This window comes from Roseicyclus mahoneyensis, from assembly GCF_003148775.1.
Taxonomy (GTDB): domain Bacteria; phylum Pseudomonadota; class Alphaproteobacteria; order Rhodobacterales; family Rhodobacteraceae; genus Roseicyclus; species Roseicyclus mahoneyensis.
In genome coordinates this window covers 142369-161971 of the sequence record NZ_QGGW01000009.1, presented here as the reverse complement: position 1 = coordinate 161971, position 19603 = coordinate 142369, and the positions used below count along the sequence as shown (strand labels likewise).

The 19603-nt window shown below is 61.0% G+C and carries 17 protein-coding genes; 8 read left to right on the top strand and 9 right to left on the bottom strand.

Annotation, left to right across the window (positions count from 1 at the left end):
- Window positions 1–138: 138 nt before the first annotated feature.
- Complete coding sequence (locus tag C7455_RS20200) at window positions 139–639, bottom strand: hypothetical protein (protein ID WP_170119116.1); 501 nt, start codon at window positions 637–639, stop codon at window positions 139–141.
- On the opposite strand from C7455_RS20200, the gene C7455_RS20195 reads away from it, so the two are divergent.
- A complete protein-coding gene (locus C7455_RS20195) occupies window positions 628–1539 on the top strand; it encodes a hybrid sensor histidine kinase/response regulator (RefSeq protein ID WP_281269422.1) in 912 nt (303 codons plus the stop codon). The genes C7455_RS20200 and C7455_RS20195 overlap by 12 nt on opposite strands.
- Before the next feature lie 117 nt (window positions 1540–1656).
- Here the strand turns inward: C7455_RS20195 and C7455_RS16560 are convergent, their stop codons facing one another.
- The 8 genes from C7455_RS16560 to C7455_RS16525 all read right to left on the bottom strand — a co-directional run bounded on the left by C7455_RS16560 (window position 1657) and on the right by C7455_RS16525 (window position 9792).
- Complete coding sequence (locus C7455_RS16560; protein ID WP_109670113.1) at window positions 1657–3963, bottom strand: Erv1/Alr family FAD-linked sulfhydryl oxidase; 2307 nt, start codon at window positions 3961–3963, stop codon at window positions 1657–1659.
- A 76-nt stretch (window positions 3964–4039) separates the two neighbouring features.
- Window positions 4040–4354, bottom strand: coding sequence for a hypothetical protein (locus tag C7455_RS16555; RefSeq protein ID WP_109670111.1), 315 nt, complete (start codon window positions 4352–4354; stop codon window positions 4040–4042).
- Window positions 4354–4992, bottom strand: a complete 639-nt coding sequence (locus C7455_RS16550; protein WP_170119114.1) for a TMEM175 family protein — start codon at window positions 4990–4992, stop codon at window positions 4354–4356. Before C7455_RS16550 ends, C7455_RS16555 begins: the two co-directional genes overlap by 1 nt.
- Window positions 4993–5123: 131 nt before the next feature.
- Window positions 5124–5432, bottom strand: coding sequence for a Nif11-like leader peptide family natural product precursor (locus C7455_RS16545; protein ID WP_109670107.1), 309 nt, complete (start codon window positions 5430–5432; stop codon window positions 5124–5126).
- Entirely contained in the window at window positions 5425–5757 is a 333-nt protein-coding gene (locus tag C7455_RS16540; protein WP_109670105.1) for a hypothetical protein, read from the bottom strand. Before C7455_RS16540 ends, C7455_RS16545 begins: the two co-directional genes overlap by 8 nt.
- A 42-nt stretch (window positions 5758–5799) precedes the next feature.
- The gene (locus tag C7455_RS16535; RefSeq protein WP_211315507.1) at window positions 5800–7416 is read right to left on the bottom strand and encodes a GMC family oxidoreductase; all 1617 of its coding nucleotides are present in this window, start codon (window positions 7414–7416) and stop codon (window positions 5800–5802) included.
- Window positions 7413–8951 carry a GMC family oxidoreductase gene (locus tag C7455_RS16530; protein ID WP_211315506.1) on the bottom strand — a complete coding sequence of 513 codons (1539 nt, stop codon included), beginning with the start codon at window positions 8949–8951 and terminating at the stop codon, window positions 7413–7415. The genes C7455_RS16535 and C7455_RS16530 overlap by 4 nt, the downstream gene beginning before the upstream one ends.
- Before the next feature lie 91 nt (window positions 8952–9042).
- The gene (locus C7455_RS16525; RefSeq protein ID WP_170119113.1) at window positions 9043–9792 is read right to left on the bottom strand and encodes an EthD domain-containing protein; all 750 of its coding nucleotides are present in this window, start codon (window positions 9790–9792) and stop codon (window positions 9043–9045) included.
- Window positions 9793–10089: 297 nt separating this feature from the next.
- Between C7455_RS16525 and C7455_RS16520 the strand changes: the two genes are divergently transcribed.
- From C7455_RS16520 to C7455_RS16490, 7 genes are all read left to right on the top strand, one after another.
- On the top strand, window positions 10090–11112 hold the full coding sequence (locus C7455_RS16520; protein WP_109670101.1) for an alpha/beta fold hydrolase: 1023 nt from the start codon (window positions 10090–10092) through the stop codon (window positions 11110–11112).
- Complete coding sequence (locus C7455_RS16515) at window positions 11113–12006, top strand: alpha/beta fold hydrolase (RefSeq protein ID WP_109670099.1); 894 nt, start codon at window positions 11113–11115, stop codon at window positions 12004–12006.
- Window positions 12007–12065: 59 nt separating this feature from the next.
- Window positions 12066–12896 carry a type 1 glutamine amidotransferase domain-containing protein gene (locus C7455_RS16510; RefSeq protein ID WP_109670097.1) on the top strand — a complete coding sequence of 277 codons (831 nt, stop codon included), beginning with the start codon at window positions 12066–12068 and terminating at the stop codon, window positions 12894–12896.
- Between the two features lie 48 nt (window positions 12897–12944).
- Window positions 12945–14654: a thiamine pyrophosphate-binding protein gene (locus C7455_RS16505; RefSeq protein WP_109670095.1), complete on the top strand. Its 1710-nt coding sequence runs from the start codon at window positions 12945–12947 to the stop codon at window positions 14652–14654.
- Window positions 14651–16786 (top strand): glycogen debranching protein GlgX, encoded by a 2136-nt coding sequence (gene glgX / locus C7455_RS16500; protein WP_109670093.1) that lies wholly within the window; start codon window positions 14651–14653, stop codon window positions 16784–16786. The genes C7455_RS16505 and glgX overlap by 4 nt, the downstream gene beginning before the upstream one ends.
- A 29-nt stretch (window positions 16787–16815) precedes the next feature.
- On the top strand, window positions 16816–18951 hold the full coding sequence (locus C7455_RS16495) for an AGE family epimerase/isomerase (protein WP_109670092.1): 2136 nt from the start codon (window positions 16816–16818) through the stop codon (window positions 18949–18951).
- Window positions 18952–19025: 74 nt separating this feature from the next.
- Window positions 19026–19592 carry a DJ-1/PfpI family protein gene (locus tag C7455_RS16490; RefSeq protein ID WP_109670090.1) on the top strand — a complete coding sequence of 189 codons (567 nt, stop codon included), beginning with the start codon at window positions 19026–19028 and terminating at the stop codon, window positions 19590–19592.
- The last annotated feature ends 11 nt before the right edge of the window (window positions 19593–19603 follow it).

Genomic DNA, 19603 nt, shown 5'->3' with positions numbered 1-19603 from the left:
ACAACCACCAGCGGCCCCATGCCGCCCATGGCGGACAGCCGCCCGCCGTGGTCTACTTCAACGCAACCCAAACCGATCAGCAGGTCCAGGCAGTAGCTTAAATCACCCTCGGAATCTGTCCAAGAGTTGGGGAGTAGCTCAACTATCACGCTTCGGCGTCAGCTCACACCGGGGCAATGGCGCTGGATGGAGGTTTTTGCCGGCGTGAGCGGGTGGGATGCCGATGGGTCGGTCCGCATTCTTTCGGGTGTCAGTTTTGATGTGACCGAGGACCAGGAGCGGCGGCTTCGCAGCCAAGACATCCAGGCCGAGCTGCGCGAGGATCTGCAGCGCGCCCACCAGCGCGAGACCGTGGCTCAGGTCGCAGGAGGCATCGCGCATGACCTCAACAACCATATCGGCCTCGTCTTGTGGAACCTCGAAAAGCTGGAGCCTTTGGGCGAAAGTGATGCCGAAATCGCGGAAAGCCTGAACCAGATGCGCCGTGCCATCGATATGTCGCGCGATCTGATATCGGGGCTGGACGAGCTTGTCCGCCCAGATATCCCACGTTCGGGTGAGGACCTTGGCAAACTGATCCCGACAGCCGTTGAACTCATCGGACGGCCCCGTGCCGAGCGTCACGATGTGCGGGTTCATCTGCCTGAGGACGTCTTGCCGATTTGGTGCAATCCGACCGAGATTCTGCAAGTGATCGTGAACCTTGTCATCAACGCCTGCGATGCGGGCACGAAGGATAATCCGGCGACCGTCGAGATTGCGGCCATGCCTCGGGAAACCGACGCGCCTGCGCGGCATCCCGATGCTGGGTTCTTGATGCGGAACAACTCCGAGTTCGTGCTGTTCAAGATCACCGACACTGGGACAGGCATCACCGAAGATGTGCGAGAGCGGATATTCCAACGCAATTTCACCACCAAGGGATCGATGGGAACCGGTCTTGGTCTGCCGATCGTTGCCCGCATCCTGCAAGATAACAGGGCGGCCCTTTGGGTCGATACGCTTCCGGGATCCGGGACAACCATGACCGTGGCATGGCCCAGCAAGCCTGCCGTTGCCGAAGCCGCGCGTGCGGCAAAGTTGCCGCAGGGTATTGATCTCAAGGTCCCTATCGACCCGACGCTTTTGAAGGGGCTGCAGGCGCTCGTGGTTGATGATCTTCCAGATGTCGCGCTGGTCCTCGCATCGATGCTCGAGGCCGGGGGGGCGGAGGTCTATTGCGAAACCGACCCGGAGTTCGTCAAGGAAGTTCTCGCCGATGCGCCTTCGGACTGGTCAGTGCTGGTGACCGACCTGCACATGCCGGGAACGGATGGCGCGGCGCTGGCACGCTTTGCGGCCACCCTGAACCCGCCGGTACCAGTCGTACTGGTGACAGCCCGCACGGATACTTTGGACGAGGTCAGCCTCCGGGACTTTGCCGCGGTTTTGCAAAAGCCCGTTTCAGGGGCGCAACTGGTCAACGCGGTCCTGCGTGCGGCAGCTTCTCAGGAAGGCATTCGGCAGGAAAGATCTTCTCAAGGCACATCGTCCGACTGACCGTGACTTCAGACCCTCCCGCGGTGGCAAGATCGTCACACCGACATTGCCGCCGCGATTGTGCCTGTGCCGGTCTGCGCGCCAGCTTTGCCCCTTGGCTTCCCGTGGGCGGCCCGTTCACCGTTCGATGAACAGGCCGCCGCGCGCAAAATCTTCGTTGGCGGGGTTCAACGGCTCGCCGTCATATCCGGATGCCTCATCTACAAGATAGCTGCGATGAAGGTATTGCGAGGTGGTGATCGCCTCCTCCAACGTGCTGATGAGGGGCCCGGCGCGGTCGACGAGCTGTGGCAAGGCCGCATTGTCGCCTGCCGATACAGCTTCAAGGATCTCGTCGCGCACAGTTGCAAGATGCGCCGCGGCTTTCGTGACGTCGAAGATCGCGTCCACCCGGTCTACCGAGATCTCGGTTTGACCGAGTGCCCGGGCATGGGCGAGTTCCTCTGACAGATCTGGCCAGTGGCGGCTCGTGTAAAGCGGGTTCGACATCGCATGGTACCATGCTTCGGTGCGGGCGATCGACGACGAAACCGCATTGTGAAGTTTCCACACGAACAGCCGCAGAGATCCCGGCGTATCGGCGGAAATCGTGTCGAGCCGGTCATCGAGCGAAATGTCGAAGATCGCCTTGTCCGGCTTTTGGCCCAGAAGCAGGAATTCCACCGGGTAGAATTGGGTCTCGCCATTGCGGACAACGAAACGGTTCAGGTGATATCGGCAATACGGGCAGGGGTACATTGTTGCGAAGGCCCGGAAGAAGGTCTTGAAAGCTGCGATCGCCTGCGACTTTTGCGCTGGCGCCATCGCTTCGATCAACTCCGCGCTGGAATGCAGGAAGGCCCAGACCGCCGGGCCGATATAATAGGGGAAGCTCAGCCGCATGTCGGCAGCCTCGACATCCGCCCGACCAAGGTAGCTGTCGATGAACGCGACATACTGGGAGAGCGCACCTGTCTCGCGCCCGAACTCCTCGCGCTCGCGCCGTTTCTGAACGCCCGTGAGGTACGGACCGGTGAGCTGCCATGCTTGTTTCAGGGCCTGCTGAACCTTTGGAGTGCATTGCGCAAAGCCATCGCGGATATCGGTGGCATACCTGTCAAATTCGCCGCGCGCTGCCGTTTCGGCGTGCCAGGCGGCAAGCGACAGGGCGTCCTCCGCCTCAAGGGCGTCTACGTCGGCGTCACGTCGCACCGAAGCGCAGCGCAGCAATCGTGGCATGAAGCTCTCGTACCAGAAGCGGACGGGCATGATCGACCCGTCAAGACGCGGGCCGTCGGCATCCACGATGATGGGCTGCCAGCTTTCAAGCCAGGCTGCCGTATCGCCGTTCACTCCGGCCGAGGGGTGATGCCCGTCCTCCGTTGCGAGTTCCAGATGCCGCAAGCGGTTGAGTTCATGCTGGGTCAGCAGTTCCGTCCGCATCTCGTCGGGGGGAATGCCATGCTGTTGCATCACCAGCGCCATTTCGAGAGCTTCCGCGAGATGGCGACGCTCATCGATTTCTTCGGCGCGGAAAGCTGCGATCGCGCGCTCTGCGGCAGCCATCTGAGGGGTGAGGGTCACGTCGCGCCAATGTGTGATCCGATGGTCGAGATCGGAACATGCCGCGTTGATGTCGTCGACCAGCAGCTGGAATTCGGCGCGTGCCTTGTCGCCCTGGACAAGTCCGAGTGCGAGGTACAACTCGACCAGAGCTTCGGCGAACACCCGGAAATCGCGGATCGTATACGGCAGGTCGCGCGCGCGAAGATGGGTTTCGGAATTGGCCGAGTAGTTGTCGCGGAAGCTACGATAGGCGGCACCCTGCAGAAGCCTGAAAAAGCCGGTCTGCAGTTGCAGCGGAGAAATCGGGCGGAAACCAGCGCGGGCATCCCTGCCCAAAGCAAGCGGCCTATCCGACACAGCGCGCGCCACGGCGGGCATGTCGGACGCATCTGCCGACACGGCCGCCCCAAGGCGATGCGGCGCGACGCTGGTTGCACGGTACCCGGATGGAACGACGCCTCCGGTGCCAAAAACATGCTCGATGTCGGAGAGATCGACGACAGTGTCGCCATTGCGATCCAGTTCAGAGACCAAGGTTTCGGCATCGGGGACGCCAAGAAGTGCAAGCCGCCGTGTCAGCAGATCAGTTGCGACCATGTCTGCGCCATCGGCGAGGTAGTGAAAGGCATGACCCCGTCGCAGCGAAGCGTCACCAAAAAGAGCGACGGCGCGGTCTCGGAACGCCTTGAGCGAGATTTCCTCTGGGCGGACGGGGTTACCGAAGGCCATCCGGAGTTCCGACACAGACACCGACGTGCCGCCTTGCAAGAGAAGGTCGCGCAACACCATGATGGCGCGCTGATCGAGGTTGCCGGAGCACGTCTCACACCAGTCGCGAAACAGCCGGTCCGCGTCGGCCAATGTTTCCAGCTTCGGCAATGTCAAAACCCCCAGAGAAATTAGCGTTCATGCCATCCTTCTTTGCGCGGACCGGTCTTGGTCCCGCGCCCATAGATCAGATCTCGCCTTCGGTTTCGGGCAAGCCGTCCTTCTTGGAATGTGCCGAATGCAGCTCGCCCTCGGCGACCTGTTCCATCCCTTCGACCACGTCCACGAGGCCGCGCAGAGCCGTCACCGCACCGAAAAGCAGCAGCGCGTGATGCACATCGGGTGACGGGAAAAGGATGACGAATGTCTCTTCGATCAACTCAGCCATTCCGATAACGAACACGGCGATCCCGAGCCCCATCTCGAACCGGGGATTTCGCAGCAGTCGGGTGGCGCGGTTGCGGAAGGAATTGCCTCCGGATGTTTTGGCTTTGGTTTTCATCAGGAATTTCCCTTTGCTGTGCGACCATGGGCGCGTGACGACGCGGATTTTTCTGCACCGCTCAACCAGAACCACGCGACCAGAGGCATGGACAACCAAAGGATCACGCCGAGGAACGGGTGATGCAATATGGCGCCGAGCAGGCCGATCACAGCAATCGATGCATAAACCAGCACCTGAAGCAGCGAACGCCGAACCAATGTGGCAGCAACCTCCGGTTCGTCTTGCATGCGCAAGTCGCGCGCAAGCACCAGACCCCCGGCCCCGGCGCAAAGCCCGTTGGCGAACATGATGACGTTGAAGGTAATGGCAGATGCCAGGCTGTCGGGCTGGTCCATGATGAGGTTGGAGCCAAAGGGTATCAACGAGATCAGTCCAAGCTGCGCAAAGGTCACGATCATCAGTGGCATGGTCCAGACCGACGCAAGGACAAGCTGGCGGTGGTTCTCGAGCCACATGACCGCAATCATGATGAAGCTCACCACCCATCCCAGAAATAGCAGTACCCAGTGCTCCACATCGTCTCTCGACAATGAATGATCCTCCGGGACCTTCAGCTCAAGCACAAGGATCGTCACCGCGATGGCGATGACGCCATCAGACAGAGCGCCGACCCGTTCCTTGGAAATGCTTTTCACAGCGTGATCCTCTTGGTTCCGCCCGCGATCCGCGGGGTGACATGGTGATGGTGCCGCCTTGCAGCGGGGGGATTGTTCGACCCACGGGAACGGCCCGCCCGCCTTGAGATGTGGGAGCTTGTGCGCACCGGTTAGGCTTTCTCGGAAAGTTTCGCACCGAGAGCCAAGGGCGCGACGGTCAGGGCAAGAAACTCGAGGTAGGATTTGCCCCACATGATTTCCCACAGGGAGCATGAAAAATCGAAGGGCTCGCCGATCAGCGCCGCGAGGGCGGCTTCGGCTTCCCAAATCGTCGCGTTGAATTCGGCTTCGTCAAAGCCGTAGCCTTGCCGCGCGGCAAGAGCGAGCACGGTTTCTTTTTGTGCCGTGGCATACTCTGCCAGAAGGGCAGGGTTGTGGCCGAGTTCGCTCAGGAACCGGAGGACGTCGGAATTACCCATTGCTGCCGTTCCCTGTCACAAGCGCTGTGCGTGCCTCGGGATCCATACCGCCCCAAAGTTCCTTCACCACATAAGCAAGGTGCGAACGCCCCCACATGTGGCGCCAAAGCTTACTGGCCGCGGCGATATCCTCGCCGTCGGCAACAGTGATGCGCCAGACTTCCATGCCGCCAACAAGCTTGCCGAAATCCTGGCCGCGGATGTCGAAACCTGAACACCGCGCGGCAAAGATCAGGTCCGGAAGCGGCATGGCCTCGTATCGGGCCATCATCGTTTCGGAGCCTGCGCACGCCTCGAAGAAACGACCGAGTTCAATTTCTGACATTGCAAGTGCCCCCTTCTGCCCGTCGTCCGGACCAAATTTCCATCAGCCGCGTCCCAGGATGAAGTCTGCCGCACGCTCTGCGATCATGACCGTGGTCGTGTGCGTGTTTGCCGATACGATCGTCGGCATCACGGATGCATCGCAAACCCGCAGACCCTCGATCCCGTGCACCTTGAGCCGGGCATCAACCACTGAAAGCGGATCCGCTCCCATCTTCGATGTTCCAACGAAGTGGTAATACGAACCCACGTTCTCGATGACCCATGACCGCAGCGCGTCGCGGGTCGTGACTTCGGGTCCCGGAGAAAGCTCGTTGAGGCCAAAGCCCTCGGCAAAAGTCTTGGTGGCGAAGATCCTGCGCGAGATTTCGATCATGTCGACCGTGCGCTCCAGATCGGTCTCGTCTCCGAAGTAATTGCAATCCACATTCGGGTAGGATGCGGGATCCGCGTCCTTGAGCGTGATCGCGCCCCGCGAAACCGGACGCACCAGACCCGGCAGCATCAACACGACATGCGGATCCACAAGCTCGGTGGCGTTGCCGACCGGCTGGCCCGTCTGGACGCGCTGGATCACGCTTTCGAAAAACTTCGGACCAAATGGTGCGCGGTGCACCAGACAGATCTCGAGATCCGGAACCGGTTGGCTTTCGTCGCTTTTGCAAAACAGCGCCACCTCGGTGACATTTCCACGCGGCGGATCGGCGGGTTCCGCCAGGTACCCGATCGGACCGATCACGAGCGGATGATCCTGCAGGTTTTGGCCAACACCCGGAAGGGCGTGCTTTAACTCGATACCCAGCGACGACAGATGCTCCTCGGGGCCTATCCCCGAGAGCATCAAGAGCTTGGGGGTCTGGATCGTCCCTGACGTGACGAGAACCTCCCGTTCGGCCAAGGCCGTCACGGCAATGCCATCCTTGATATATTCGACCCCGGTCGCACGCTTGCCGTCCAGCACGATACGCGATGCCATGGCACGGCAGACGACCGTGAGGTTCGGACGTTCCCGGATCGGCTCGAAGTATCCGGCATAGACGCCGGACCTTTTGCCATCGACGACGTCGACATGGTGCCAGCCGGCCCCTTCGTTATCGACGTTGAAATCGGCAACTTCCTGGTAGCCCAACTCGGTGCAGGCCTCGATAAAGCCGCGCGAGACCGGGTTCCCGAGGTCGCCCGCATTCGTGACGTTGATCGGGCCGCCCTTTCCGCCGGTCGGGTTGGTATCGTCATGCTGGTTTTCAAGGCGCTGCAGGTAGGGAAGAACGTCATCGTAGGACCAGCCCTCCACGCCTTGCGCGGCCCAACTGTCGTAATCCTCGCGACGGCCTCGGGTGTGGATCATGTGATAGATATTCGATGTGCCGCCGATGCCGTGACCCGAGGCGGAATAGACCTGCCGTCCGTTCAGGCCAGGCTGAGGCACGCCCATGTAGGCCCAGTCGAGGTCAGTCAGAAGTAGCTCATTCCAGCGCGATGGGCTTTCGACGGCGTCGGTGATCGCGTCGCCGCCGGCCTCGATCACGAGCACGGAAACTGAGGGGTCGGCCGTCAGCCGGTTCGCAAGAACGCAGCCGGCAGTGCCGCCACCAACGATAATGTAGTCAAATGTATTCATGGTCATTCCAGCCTTTTGAAAACTTGTCGCGGTGATCATGCGAGTATGTGGACGGCCGCCTTGTCGCCGATCATGATGGCGGCTGCATTGGTGTTGCCTGAAGTGATCATCGGCATGGCCGATGCATCTGCCACGCGCAGGCCCGAGACGCCGCGCACGCGCAAAGCTGAGTCCAGCACCGTCGTCGCGTCTGTCGGGTCGCCCATGCGGCAGGTGCCCACCGGGTGCCACACCGTCGACGCCGAAGCCCGGATATAGGCCACCAGCGACTCCTCGCTCGTGGCGTCCGAACCCGGAGCAAGTTCCTTGTCGCGCATGCCGTCAAATGCCTTGTCCGCTGCCAGATCGCGGGCGATCCGCAGACCGCGCAACAACACCTCCACATCGCGGGGATCGGTGAGGTAAGCCGGGTCGACCACCGGCTTTTGCATCGGGTCCGCCGACGCCAGCCGCACGGTGCCACGACTGCGGGGCTGGGCAAGGATCGGTACCAAGGTGAAGCCGGGCCCGCCGTCGACATATTGCGGATCGGCAAACTGTATGGGTCCGAAGAAGAACTGAAGATCAGGCGAACTGGTCGATCGGTCGGACACGCCGGTGTAAAGAAATATCCCCGCCTCCGACAAGAGTTGTGGCGCGTCCAGCACCAGTGAAGCGCGATAGCAGACGGGCAGAAGCAGATGATCGTGCAGGTTCTGACCAACGCCCGGCAGATCCGACACGACGTTGATGCCGTGCGCACGCAGATGATCGGCAGGCCCGATGCCTGAAAGCATCAGCAACTGTGGTGACAGGAAGGCGCCTGCCGTCAAGATGACCTCGCGCGACGCTCGGATCTCCTCGCGGCGCCCGCCCGTGACATACTCGACGCCCACCGCCCGGCCACCCTCGATCACAATGCGCGAGACTTGTGCGTCGGTGACAAGGATCAAGCGCGGATCGTTGCGCAGCGGATCGAGGAATGCCGTGGCGGTGCTGCACCGCTCAGACGTGGTCAGCCGAGTGGATTGGTAGAGGAAGGCATTTTCCTCGTGCTGAGCGCCATTGAAATCGCCCTCCGCGCGAGAGTGTCCAAGGTCGCGTGTCGCCGCCATGAAGGCCGCCGCCGCCGCGGACTTCTTGTCCATGTCGATCACCCGAAGGCCGCCCGAGCGCCCGCGATAGGCGTCATCACCGCCGTCGTAGCTTTCCCCACGCATGAAATAGGGCAAGACGTCCTTATACGCCCAACCGCGCGCGCCCATTTGGGCCCAGCGATCGAAATCCTTCGGATTTCCGCGAACATACATCATTGCGTTGATGGATGTTCCACCGCCCAGTCCGCGCCCTTGCGCGATGTCCACACGGCGTCCGCCCATGCCGGCTTGGGGAACAGTCTGGAACGCCCAGTTCTGATCGCACGGCCCCCACATCGATGTCATCGAGCCTATGTCGGTGGCGTGGATCGTCGGCGCATCGTCGCGCCCACCCGCCTCGATCAGCGCGACCCTCGCACCGCCAAGACTGACCAGTCTGTTGGCCAGAACGCAGCCTGCCGCGCCCGCTCCAACGATGATGAAATCCACGTTGTCCACGTACTGCTCTCCTATGGCCGGCGCTGCCATTCACTGGGTTGAGGACATGCGCGACGTTTTCGCTTTTGCACTTAGTCCAGCGGCGACGGAGTCAGGCCGCCCCCGCCAACGGTCTTTCTTCCGGTCCGATGAGCCAGTGTGGCTGCACGAGCATCGGGAAGACCTGAGCCGGGTTGAGACCCCTCGCGGCAGTGCTTGGCAGCATCACGTCACGCTCGGGCGCCGCGAAAGCGCGCTCTGCTGCTTCGACCGATGCGAACCAAAAATGCGCAACCTCGTCAAAGCGGGCTTCGCCAACCGCGTAGAGCCCGTCCCGCGCAGAGGCCATGTCGACGCGCAGCAGGCCGGGGACGCTCTCAGCATGTTCCTTGAGATCCGCCCTGCGCAGAATCCTGTAATCGGTCACGTCGTGCGCCAGATCGCGCTTGGACATGACGATCAGCTTGACGGCGCCGTCCGGCACTGTGCCGTCAAGCAAGGTTTCGGTCTCGCAATCCAGAACCGCGGTCATCCAGAAGGCGGCCCAATTCGGCTCATCCAGCCTGGCACCCTGCAAAAACTCAGGCGTCTGCATCGACGCAATCTGTTCCGCATCATTGCGCAGCCAGATCTCGGCGCATCCAGACCAGATGGGAGCGGGATCGACGCTGCATGACAGACGGAGGTTCAGCCTGTATTTCGCTATCTGAGGTATCTTCATCGCATAGCGCGGTGCATGAAGATTGATCCAGTAGTCCTGGAAATCGCTCTCCGTCATGCCGGGTTTGGGCGCAGCGAAAATGTGCTGATGGATCATGATTTTGCGTATTGCCTTATTTTCGGAAATTTCGAAAAAGATCATGCCGACTCCCGGCGGGATCCCACGACTTTCGTCAACTCTTGTAAATCGTGCGATGATTGTCAAAGCTTTTTTAGATGTAATAGTTAAACTTTAGCGCGATTTGGCAATCTAAATAGTATTTCCAATGAGGTTGCGGATCTGGTAGCACACAACGGAACTGTAAATCCAGCGATTGATCCGGGCAAGCATCGCGTAACACATTGACATAATTAGTAAATAACTGATTTATTTAACGATTTCGGGTTAATCCGCGGACAGTTCGTTAATACAATGTGCATACTTAAACATGTGGGTGGGATGGCTACGCTGATGCAAGACGCAATTTTCTCAATCGATTCAATGCAGCTTTCCAGTGGTGCAACATTGCCAAATTGCAAATTGGCAGTGCGGACACACGGCAAGCTGAACGCTGACAAGTCAAACGCCATCTTGTTCCCGGGGTTTCTCGGGGGGGCTCCCGAAGCTCTGGAGATTTGGATTGGGGAGGGGCGGCCGCTTGATCCTGAGAAGTATTTCATAATTCTTCCGGGTCAGTTTGGTATTCCGCCGTCGTCATCGCCGTCAAACACGGACGCGCCATACAATGGCTCATGCTTCCCGCAGGCACGGATTTCTGATGACGTGATCATTCAGGAGCGCATGCTGCGCGAGATGTTCGGGATCACGGAACTTCAGCTCGTCCTGGGTTGGTCGGTTGGTGCCCTTCAGACCTATGAATGGGCAACGCGCTTTCCGGCCATGGTGCGGCGCATGGCGTCGATCGCCGGTGCCCCGCGCCCCTCGGCATGGACCCGCCTCTGGCTACGGTCGGTGATAGAGGAGCCGCTCACGTCGGACCCGCACTGGGCCGGGGGAAACTACACCGACCCGGGGGCCTTGCAGGTCGGCAAGCGGCGCGTGGGTCACCTTGCGGCGCTGACATTGCCGCCTAAGGTCTTCTATCGGCTGGAGCTTTGGCGCAACCTCGGGTTCTCGTCGGTAGATGATTTCGTTGCCCGGTTCTGGGAAGCTTTCTGGCTGCCACATGACGCCAACGACTTGGTGCTTCAGGCGCGCAAGGCGCAATTGGCGGATCCGTCGGGGGGCGGCGATCTCGCTGTAACACTGGCAGGCATCCGGGCGCGGGCAATGGTGGCGGCCTTGACCGGCGACGCGATGTTCCCGCCCGAAGAGGGCGAGGCAGACTGCGCCGCCATGCCCAACGCGATCTTCCGTCACATCGAAAGCAACAGTGGGCATCTGGGCACGTTCTCGCTGTCCGATGCCGACCGCGAGGGCATCGACCGCGTGATTGCTGAAATCCTTGCAGAGGACGTCTGAATGCAACACGCGCTTGGCCCATACAAGGATTACACCATTGAGCCCGACAAGACCGCATCACTTGGCGATGCGGACTTGCGATATTTCGATCGCGGTGCAGGTGAGCCCGTTCTCTTGATCCACGGTACCAGCCTCGCCGACAGCCTTGCGGCGCCGCTGGGCCATTACCCGGAATTCTACGCCAGACACCGCGTGATCAGCTACTATCGGGCCGGCTACAACGGCTCCACCTGCTCTGGTGGTGCCGTCAGCATTGCCGATGGCGCACGGCATGCCGTGTCCCTTCTGGACCATCTTGGGATTGCGAAGGCGCATCTGGTCGCTTTCTCCTTCGGCGGCGTCATCGGGTTCGACGCGATCCTGAAATACCCTGACCGCTTCGCGTCGGCAGTTCTGCTCGAGGCCTATCTTCCGCGCGAAGGTGCAGCCGCAATCGAGGCGAACACGCGCGCCTACATGGACGCGATGGAGCTGTACCGGGCGGGTGACAAGCTGGGCGCCGGGCTCAAATACATGGAAGCCGTCTGCGGCCCCGATTTCCTGTCTGCTGTTCAGATGACCGGCCCCCTCGATGTGTGGGATCGCGCCGCTGCTGCGATGCAGACCACCTTCGAGATCGACTTTCCGGCGATCGCAGGCTGGGGGTTCGTGCCCAGCAAGGCCGATGACTATGCGCCGAACAAGACCACCGTTCCGGTGCTTGCCTGCATGGGCCTGCAAAGCGAGGCGGCGATGCCCGGCTTCCGAGAAACGCAGGACTTCTTGATGCGCTGGCTTCCGAACGTGGAGCGTGCAGGCATTCCGGGCGCGACGCACGGACTGCAAAGCATGAACCCCAAAGCCGTCGGTGAGGCGGTCGTCGAATTCCTGAAGCGCCATCCGATCAAAGGCTGACCGCCCGTCAGATTGATCGCCACCGACTTAATGACCGCATCTGCGGGATAGGAGAAAAAATGACTACAAAGCGCATTCTGGCCGTGATGTCCGAGTTTGGCTACTGGGGCGTCGAACTCGTGGGACCGCTGCGCAAGCTCGAGGCTGCGGGCTATTCCGTCGATTTCGTCACGCCCAAGGGAACGCGCGCGCCGTGCCTGCCGCCCAGCCGTGACACGACCTATGTCGATCCTCCGCTTGGCACATGCGTGACTACGGCCGAGGACAAAGCCCTTGTCGATGCGTTCGAGGCTACGGACGCGCTTGAGGCGACCCTGAACCTGTCGTCCATGTTCCCCGAGCGGCCCTACTATTCGCATCCGAATTTCCTGCGCGAACTTGAAGCCTACTATGAGGCGCGCAAGGCCGCGCAGGAAAAGGCGCTGGAAACCTATGACGCCGTGCTTCTGGTCGGTGGGTCCGGCCCCATCGTGGACATGGTGAACAACCAGCGTGTGCATGACCTCGTGCTTGGGTTCCATGCCGGCGGACGCGCGATCGGCGCCATCTGCTACGGCGTCGCAACGCTCGTCTTCGCCCGCGACTTCAACGAGCGGCGATCGATCATCGCTGGCAAGCACGTGACCGGCCATTGCATCGAGTACGATTACCACGACGGAACCGGGTTCATGGGAACCGATTTCAACATGGGTCCGCCGCCCTACTGTCTCGAGCACATCTTGTCCGACGCCGTGGGCCCGACCGGCCAATATCACGGGAACTTCGGCAAGCGCACCTCGGTCATCGTCGATTATCCGTTCATCACCGCGCGGTCGCTGCAGTGTTCGCACGAATTTGGCGATCGCTTCGTGGATGTGCTGACCAAGGGCGTGACCCGGTCCGGCTGGTAACAGTCGCCGACCTTCTTCCAGCAAGTCTCCTTCATGGAAAGAAATCGTATGCAGCAGACCGGACACTATGCAGTCCTCGACCAGCTTCTGGCCGATGGTGTAACGAAGATCTTCGGCAATCCGGGGACCGTCGAACAGGGCTTGCTGGACGCGCTTGGCGACCGGGGCGGACTGCACTACGTCCTGACGCTTCAGGAAAGCATCGCGATCTATGCGGCTGATGCCTATGCCCGGGCGACCCAGGGGCTTGCGGTCGCGCAGATCCATTCCAGCCCCGGCCTCGGCAATGCCGTGGGTGCCCTGTATCAGGCAATGCGGGGCAACAGCCCCATTCTGGTGCTCGGCGGGGATTCCGGCATCAAGTATCAGGCGATGGATGCTCAGATGGCCGCCGATCTGGTGGCCATCGCACGACCCGTCACGAAATGGTCCACGATGGTCAGCGATCCCGCTTCGCTGCTGCGCGTGCTTCGGCGGGCGATCAAGGTGGCGCAGACCCCGCCTATGGGCCCGGTTTATGTCTGCCTCCCGCAAGATGTGCTGGACGCGATCTCGACCGAGATGGTCGAGCCGACGTCGGTCCCTGACTGCCGCGTCATGCCGCGCGATGTGCAGATCGAGCGTGCGGCCGACATGCTTCTGGAGGCCGAGCGCCCGACCTTCTACATCGGCGATGGTATCGCATGGTCCGGCGCGCAGGCCGCTCTTACAAAGCTGGCCGAATTGCTGGGCGCGGATGTCTGGGGCGTCGATGGCGGGGATCTGAACTTCTCCTATCGTCACCCCCTCTGGCGGGGTCAGACCGGCCACATGTTCGGCAGCCACAGCCTCCCCATCACCCAGTCGGGAGACGTCAACCTTGTCGTCGGCACCTACATGCTGCCCGAGGTATTCCCTGAGCTGGGTCCGATCTACGCGCCCGACGCCCGCACGATCCATATCGACCTCGATACCGGCTCGATCGCGAAAAACCATGGGGTCGATCTTGGTCTGCTGGGCGATCCCGCGCTTGTGCTGGCGGCGTTGCACGACGTTCTGGCAAAGCGTGTTACCCCGGAACGTGCGCGCATTTCCGCACAACGGATGGAGGTCGGGGCCACGCGCCGCACGGCCGAGTTTGACGCGGTCCGCGCCAGCACCACCCAAGGCGTGGGCGACACGCCGGGGTCGCTGCATTTCGGGACATTTGCAAAGGAACTTGTTGCCCGCCTTCCGTCCGATGCCATCGTCTTCGACGAAGCCCTGACGAACTCTCCGGCGTTGACCTCCTTTTTGGAACCCTCGGTTCCCGGGCAGTTCTTTCAGACGCGCGGCGGCTCTTTGGGCACGGCGATCGCCGGCGGGCTTGGTCTGCAATCGGCGGCGCCGGGGCGTACCGTTGTCTCCGTCTCGGGCGATGGTGGCGGCATGTATGTGTTGCAAGCGCTCTGGAGCGCGGCGCGGCACGATCTTCCGATCAAGTTCGTGGTCTGCAACAACCGATCCTACAGGCTCTTGCAGGCAAATATCAGCCAGTTCTGGGCCGAGCGCGGGATCACGGACCGCCCGTTCCCGCTGAGCTTTGATCTGTCGAAACCCGTGCTGGATTTCGCGCATCTCGCGAGGGGCTTTGGCGTCGAAAGCGCCCGCATCGAAACGGCTGCCGACATCGTGCCCGCCATCGAGAGAGCGCTCGCGCATGACGGGCCCTTCGTTCTCGACGTTTTGCTTGAAAGCAACGTCCATCCTGAATTGATCGGAGTGAAATGCGGCCAATGACCGTCGAAATCAACGCCAAGCGCGCACCCGCCCGAGCTCCCCGGACAAAGACTTCCGCCAAACCTTCCGGGTTCAGCGTTCGTGCGGGCATTCCCCATCCTTTGGGATCGACCGTGTTTCCCGACGGTGTGAACTTCTCGATTTTCTCCGAGCACGCCCTGTCGATGGAACTGCTTCTTTTCGCGTCGGAAGATGCACTTGATCCGATGCAGGTCGTCCCGATGACCTCGGAGGCGAACAAGTCGTTTCACTTCTGGCACGTCTTCGTCGAGGGCGCGACGCCGGGGCTGCACTACGCCTATCGCGTGGCCGGGCCGGATGCGCGCGCCCAAGGGTTGCGCTTCGATCCCGAGAAGATCCTGATCGACCCCTATGCCTTCGGCAATTCCATGAAGCTGTGGGATCGCGCGGCCGCCTGCCGGCCCGGCGACAACATGCATTGCTCGATGCGTTCGGTGGTCATCGACCCGCTTGATTATGACTGGGAAGGCGATCGTCCGCTGAACCGGCCGATGCAGGACACGGTCATCTACGAGATGCACGTGGGCGGCTTCACCCGTTCCGACGGGGCGAAGGTTGCGGCACCGGGCAGCTTCAGGGGGGTGATCGAAAAGATCCCCTATCTGCAGTCACTCGGGGTCACCGCTGTCGAATTGCTTCCCGTCTTCCAGTTCGATGACAAGCAGTCCTGGGAATTCGACAGCCGGAAACTCGCCAATTACTGGGGCTATTCGACCATGGCCTACTTCGCGCCCCATGCCGGATATTGCGAAGCTCCCGGCGAGGCCGCGCATCTCGACGAATTCCGCGAAATGGTCAAGGCTCTGCACAAGGCCGGGATAGAGGTCATCCTCGACGTCGTGTTCAACCACACGGACGAAGGCAACCACGAAGGCCCGACCTTCAGCTTCCGTGGCCTCGATAACCTGAACTACTACTACCTCGTCCCCGAGAACCGGGATTTCTATTTCGACTACACGGGTTGCGGAAACACCTTCAACTGCAACCACCCGATCGGCTCGAAGATGATCCTCGATTGCCTTCGGTTCTGGGTCGAGCACATGCATGTCGACGGGTTCCGCTTCGACGAAGGTTCAGTGCTGTCGCGCGGTCCGAACGGCGCCCCGATGGAGTTTCCGCCGGCGCTCTGGCAGGTTGAGCTCGACGAGGCGCTCGCCACCACGAAGGTGATCGCCGAAGCTTGGGATGCCGCCGGACTCTATCAGGTGGGCCATTTCCCGGGCTTCCGGTGGGCTGAATGGAATGGCGTCTACCGTGACAACATCCGCCGTTTCGTGCGCGGTCACGCTGGGCTTGTCGGTGACGTGGCCGACTGCCTTTCGGGAAGTGCTCAGCTTTATCAGTCCAGCGGACACCTGCCCGTAAACAGCGTGAACTTCATTACGGCCCACGACGGTTTCACCCTCAACGACCTCGTCAGCTACAACGGCAAGCACAACGATGCGAACGGGGAAGGCAACCGGGACGGCGTCGACGACAACATGTCTTGGAACTGCGGCGTCGAGGGTCCGACCGATGACCCGGCTGTCGAAGCGCTCCGCGATCGTCAGGTAAAGAACTTTGCGACGCTCCTGATGTTGTCGCAAGGTGTCCCGATGTTCGTGATGGGCGACGAGGTGCGGCGCAGTCAGGGCGGCAACAACAATGCCTGGTGCCAGGACAACGAGATCGGCTGGTTCGATTGGTCGCTGCCGGATCGCCACGCAGGTCAGTTGCGCTTCTGGAGCGAACTTATCGCCTTCCGCAAGGCTCATCCCGCCGTGCATCGCGGAAGGTTCTTCACCGGGGCGCTGAACGAACGCGGACTGGTGGACATCGCATGGCACGGCACCGAATTGGGCAAGCCGGGCTGGGATGATCCGCAATCACGAGCCCTTTCGTGGACGGTTGCTGCCTTTGACGGCGGCGCGGACATCCATGTGATCGCGAACATGTATTGGGACGCTCTGTCCTTCGCGGTGCCCCACCAGACTGGTCGGAACTGGTACCGCGCCATCGACACCTTCCAGACTTCGCCCGACGACATCCTGAAACCAGGGTCCGAAACCTTGGTCGCGGACGAGAGAATTACCGCAGAGGGACGATCGATCATCGTCTTGATCTCGAAATGACCGATAAACCGCGAACAGAGAGTGCCAACATGAACAACATCGACTTCACGTTCTCCGATCTCATTGCCGGATACGTAGTCCAGTACGATGCCAAAACGGATCGTTTCACGCTGAAGACCAGCGATGGAAGGGATTACGAGATCGGCCTGACCGGCAACACCTATGCCGAGGTGATCCGCAACCTCGGCGAAGGTTTCAAGAATGCCACCGACCACATGAGAGACATGCTGTCGCCTGGACGGTTCGTGTTCGCCTATGGCGTCTTTTATCCCGACGGTCCGGATGCAAAAGTCTTGTTCGACGCCAAGCACATCGTCTTTGCCGGGCGTTCCGAGACGTCTTACGATTTCGAAAAGCCGGATTGGTGGGTCAAGCAGATCGACCAGCTGGGCAAGTTCTACATCAACGCGGAATTCGGTGACGGGCCGATCGACTACCGCAACTACCGCACCAACCTGTCGTCCTCTGGTGCCCACCAGCAGAGCGGTCGGCAAGAAACCGACACCATCTCGCGCCTCGTCTACGGCTTTGCCTCGGCCTACATGCTGACCGGCAAGGACGTGTATCTCGAGGCCGCTCAGAAGGGTACCGAGTATCTGCGCGATCACCTTCGCTTCGCCGATGCGGGCGAGGACATCGTGTACTGGTACCACGCCGTCGACATCAAGCATGACGGCACCGAGCAGAAGATCCTCGCCTCGGAATTTGGCGACGACTACGATGCCCTTCCGTGCTACGAGCAGATCTATGCTCTCGCCGGCCCGGTGCAGACGTATCGCATCACCGGCGACCCCGCGATCCACGAGGACGCGCGCCGCACGATCAACCTGTTCAACCGGTTCTACAAGGACCACAGCGCGGCGGGGGGCTACTACAGCCACATCGACCCGATCACGCTGGACGCTCACGCTGAAACGCTGGGACATAACCGCGCCCGGAAGAACTGGAATTCGGTGGGCGACCACGCGCCGGCCTACCTGATCAACCTGTGGCTCGCCACCGGCGAGGAAGCGCACGCCGATTTCCTCGAATACACCTTCGACACGATCGCGACCCGCTTCCCCGACTACGCGGAAAGCGCCTTCGTGCAGGAGAAGTTCTACGACGATTGGTCCAAGGACCAGACCTGGGGCTGGCAGCAGAACCGCGCAGTGGTTGGTCACAACCTCAAGATCGCGTGGAACCTGATGCGCATGAACAGCCTGCGCCCGAAAGACACCTATGTCGAACTCGCCGAGAAGATCGCAGGCCTGATCCCCGATCATGGCACCGACCGGCAGCGCGGCGGGTGGTATGATGTGGTCGATCGTGTTCTGGAACCCGGCCAGACCTTCCACCGTTTTGCCTGGCATGACCGCAAGGCCTGGTGGCAGCAAGAACAAGGTATTTTGGCTTACCTCATCCTTCACGGTGTCCTCGGCAAGGACGAGTACCTGCAGTATGCGCGCGAAGGGTCGGCCTTCTACAACGCGTTCTTCCTCGATGTCGAGGAAGGCGGGATCTACTTCAACGTTCTCGCAAACGGCCAGCCCTACTCGCTTGGCACCGAACGCGGCAAGGGCAGTCACTCCATGGCGGGCTACCACTCGTTCGAGTTGTGCTACCTCGCCTCGGTCTACACCAACCTGCTGGTCCACATGGAACCGATGGATTTCCACTTCCGGCCAAAGTCCGGCGGCTTCAAGGATGGCGTGCTGAGGGTTCAGCCCGATATCTTGCCTGTGGGCTCCGTCCGCATCGACGAGGTCTGGATCGACGGCAATCCCTACGAGGACTTTGACGCGCAGGGTCTGACGGTCAACCTGCCGGCAGGCCACGACGACATCCGTGTCCGCGTCCGGCTGGCGCCCAATTCTATCCGCTTCGACGCTGATCTGCTCGGGGTGACCGACGCCATCGGGAATATCGCGCTGATCGGAAATTTGACGCCGCTCGACCTCAAGTACCTGGACGAGGCCGTCAATGATGCCATGGGCCAAGGGGCGACCGGTCTCGCGATTGACGCGTCCAAGCTCGAAAGCATCTGCTCGGAAGGTCTGCGCTACCTGATCTTCCGCAAGCAAAAAGCGGGCAGTGACTTCGCGATCTCGATCACGGCTGCAAACCCGGTCGTCACTGCCGCCATCAAGGCGGCGGAATTCGACGAAGAGATCACGCTTCTCTGATTTCGCACAAGACGCCTGGCGGTTCCGCGTCGCCAGGCTTTCCCTTCCTGCGCCCCATTTCGGAGTTCGTCCCCATGCCTGCGCCCAAGATCGCCATCCTCATCGAAAGCGACTTCTACGAACACGAGATCTGGTACTATCACTATCGCTTTCTCGAGGCCGGCTACGATGCACAATTCGTGACGCGCCTCTGGGGCAACGAAGCCATTACCTTCAAGGGGCATGAGTATCATGCCCCATTCGAGTGCCGCGGCGACCTCGAGGCGCTGGACGACAAGGCGCTGGATGACTACGCGGCCCTGATTGTCCCCTCGGGCATTGTATCGGACCGCTTGCGCTATACCGACGACCTTACCCGTATCCCGCCCGCCTCCGATCTGCTCAAGCGCGCTTTTGCCAAGCCCAACCTACTCAAGGGCATCATCTGCCATGGGCTCTGGCTTGCGGCACCGGTGGTCGAGGTGGTGCGCGGTCGCCGCCTCACCTGCCATCCGAACCTGCACGGGGACGCGATTGCCTACGGTGCCGAGTTTGTTGACGAGGATGTGGTCGTCGATGGCGATCTCGTCACCGCGCGGACCGGGGGACATGCCCATCTTCTGGCTTCGACCTTGATCAAGATGATCGACGCGCGGCAATAGGCTGGTCTGTC

Coding starts and splice junctions, on each gene's coding strand:
- C7455_RS20200 (WP_170119116.1), bottom strand. CDS start 639: ATGAACCCGCACATCGTGACGCTCGGCACGGGGCCGTCCGATGAGTTC.
- C7455_RS16555 (WP_109670111.1), bottom strand. CDS start 4,354: ATGAAAACCAAAGCCAAAACATCCGGAGGCAATTCCTTCCGCAACCGC.
- C7455_RS16545 (WP_109670107.1), bottom strand. CDS start 5,432: ATGGGTAATTCCGACGTCCTCCGGTTCCTGAGCGAACTCGGCCACAAC.
- C7455_RS16540 (WP_109670105.1), bottom strand. CDS start 5,757: ATGTCAGAAATTGAACTCGGTCGTTTCTTCGAGGCGTGCGCAGGCTCC.
- C7455_RS16535 (WP_211315507.1), bottom strand. CDS start 7,416: ATGATCACCGCGACAAGTTTTCAAAAGGCTGGAATGACCATGAATACA.
- C7455_RS16525 (WP_170119113.1), bottom strand. CDS start 9,792: ATGATCTTTTTCGAAATTTCCGAAAATAAGGCAATACGCAAAATCATG.
- C7455_RS16520 (WP_109670101.1), top strand. CDS start 10,090: ATGGCTACGCTGATGCAAGACGCAATTTTCTCAATCGATTCAATGCAG.
- C7455_RS16515 (WP_109670099.1), top strand. CDS start 11,113: ATGCAACACGCGCTTGGCCCATACAAGGATTACACCATTGAGCCCGAC.
- C7455_RS16510 (WP_109670097.1), top strand. CDS start 12,066: ATGACTACAAAGCGCATTCTGGCCGTGATGTCCGAGTTTGGCTACTGG.
- C7455_RS16505 (WP_109670095.1), top strand. CDS start 12,945: ATGCAGCAGACCGGACACTATGCAGTCCTCGACCAGCTTCTGGCCGAT.
- glgX (WP_109670093.1), top strand. CDS start 14,651: ATGACCGTCGAAATCAACGCCAAGCGCGCACCCGCCCGAGCTCCCCGG.
- C7455_RS16495 (WP_109670092.1), top strand. CDS start 16,816: ATGAACAACATCGACTTCACGTTCTCCGATCTCATTGCCGGATACGTA.
- C7455_RS16490 (WP_109670090.1), top strand. CDS start 19,026: ATGCCTGCGCCCAAGATCGCCATCCTCATCGAAAGCGACTTCTACGAA.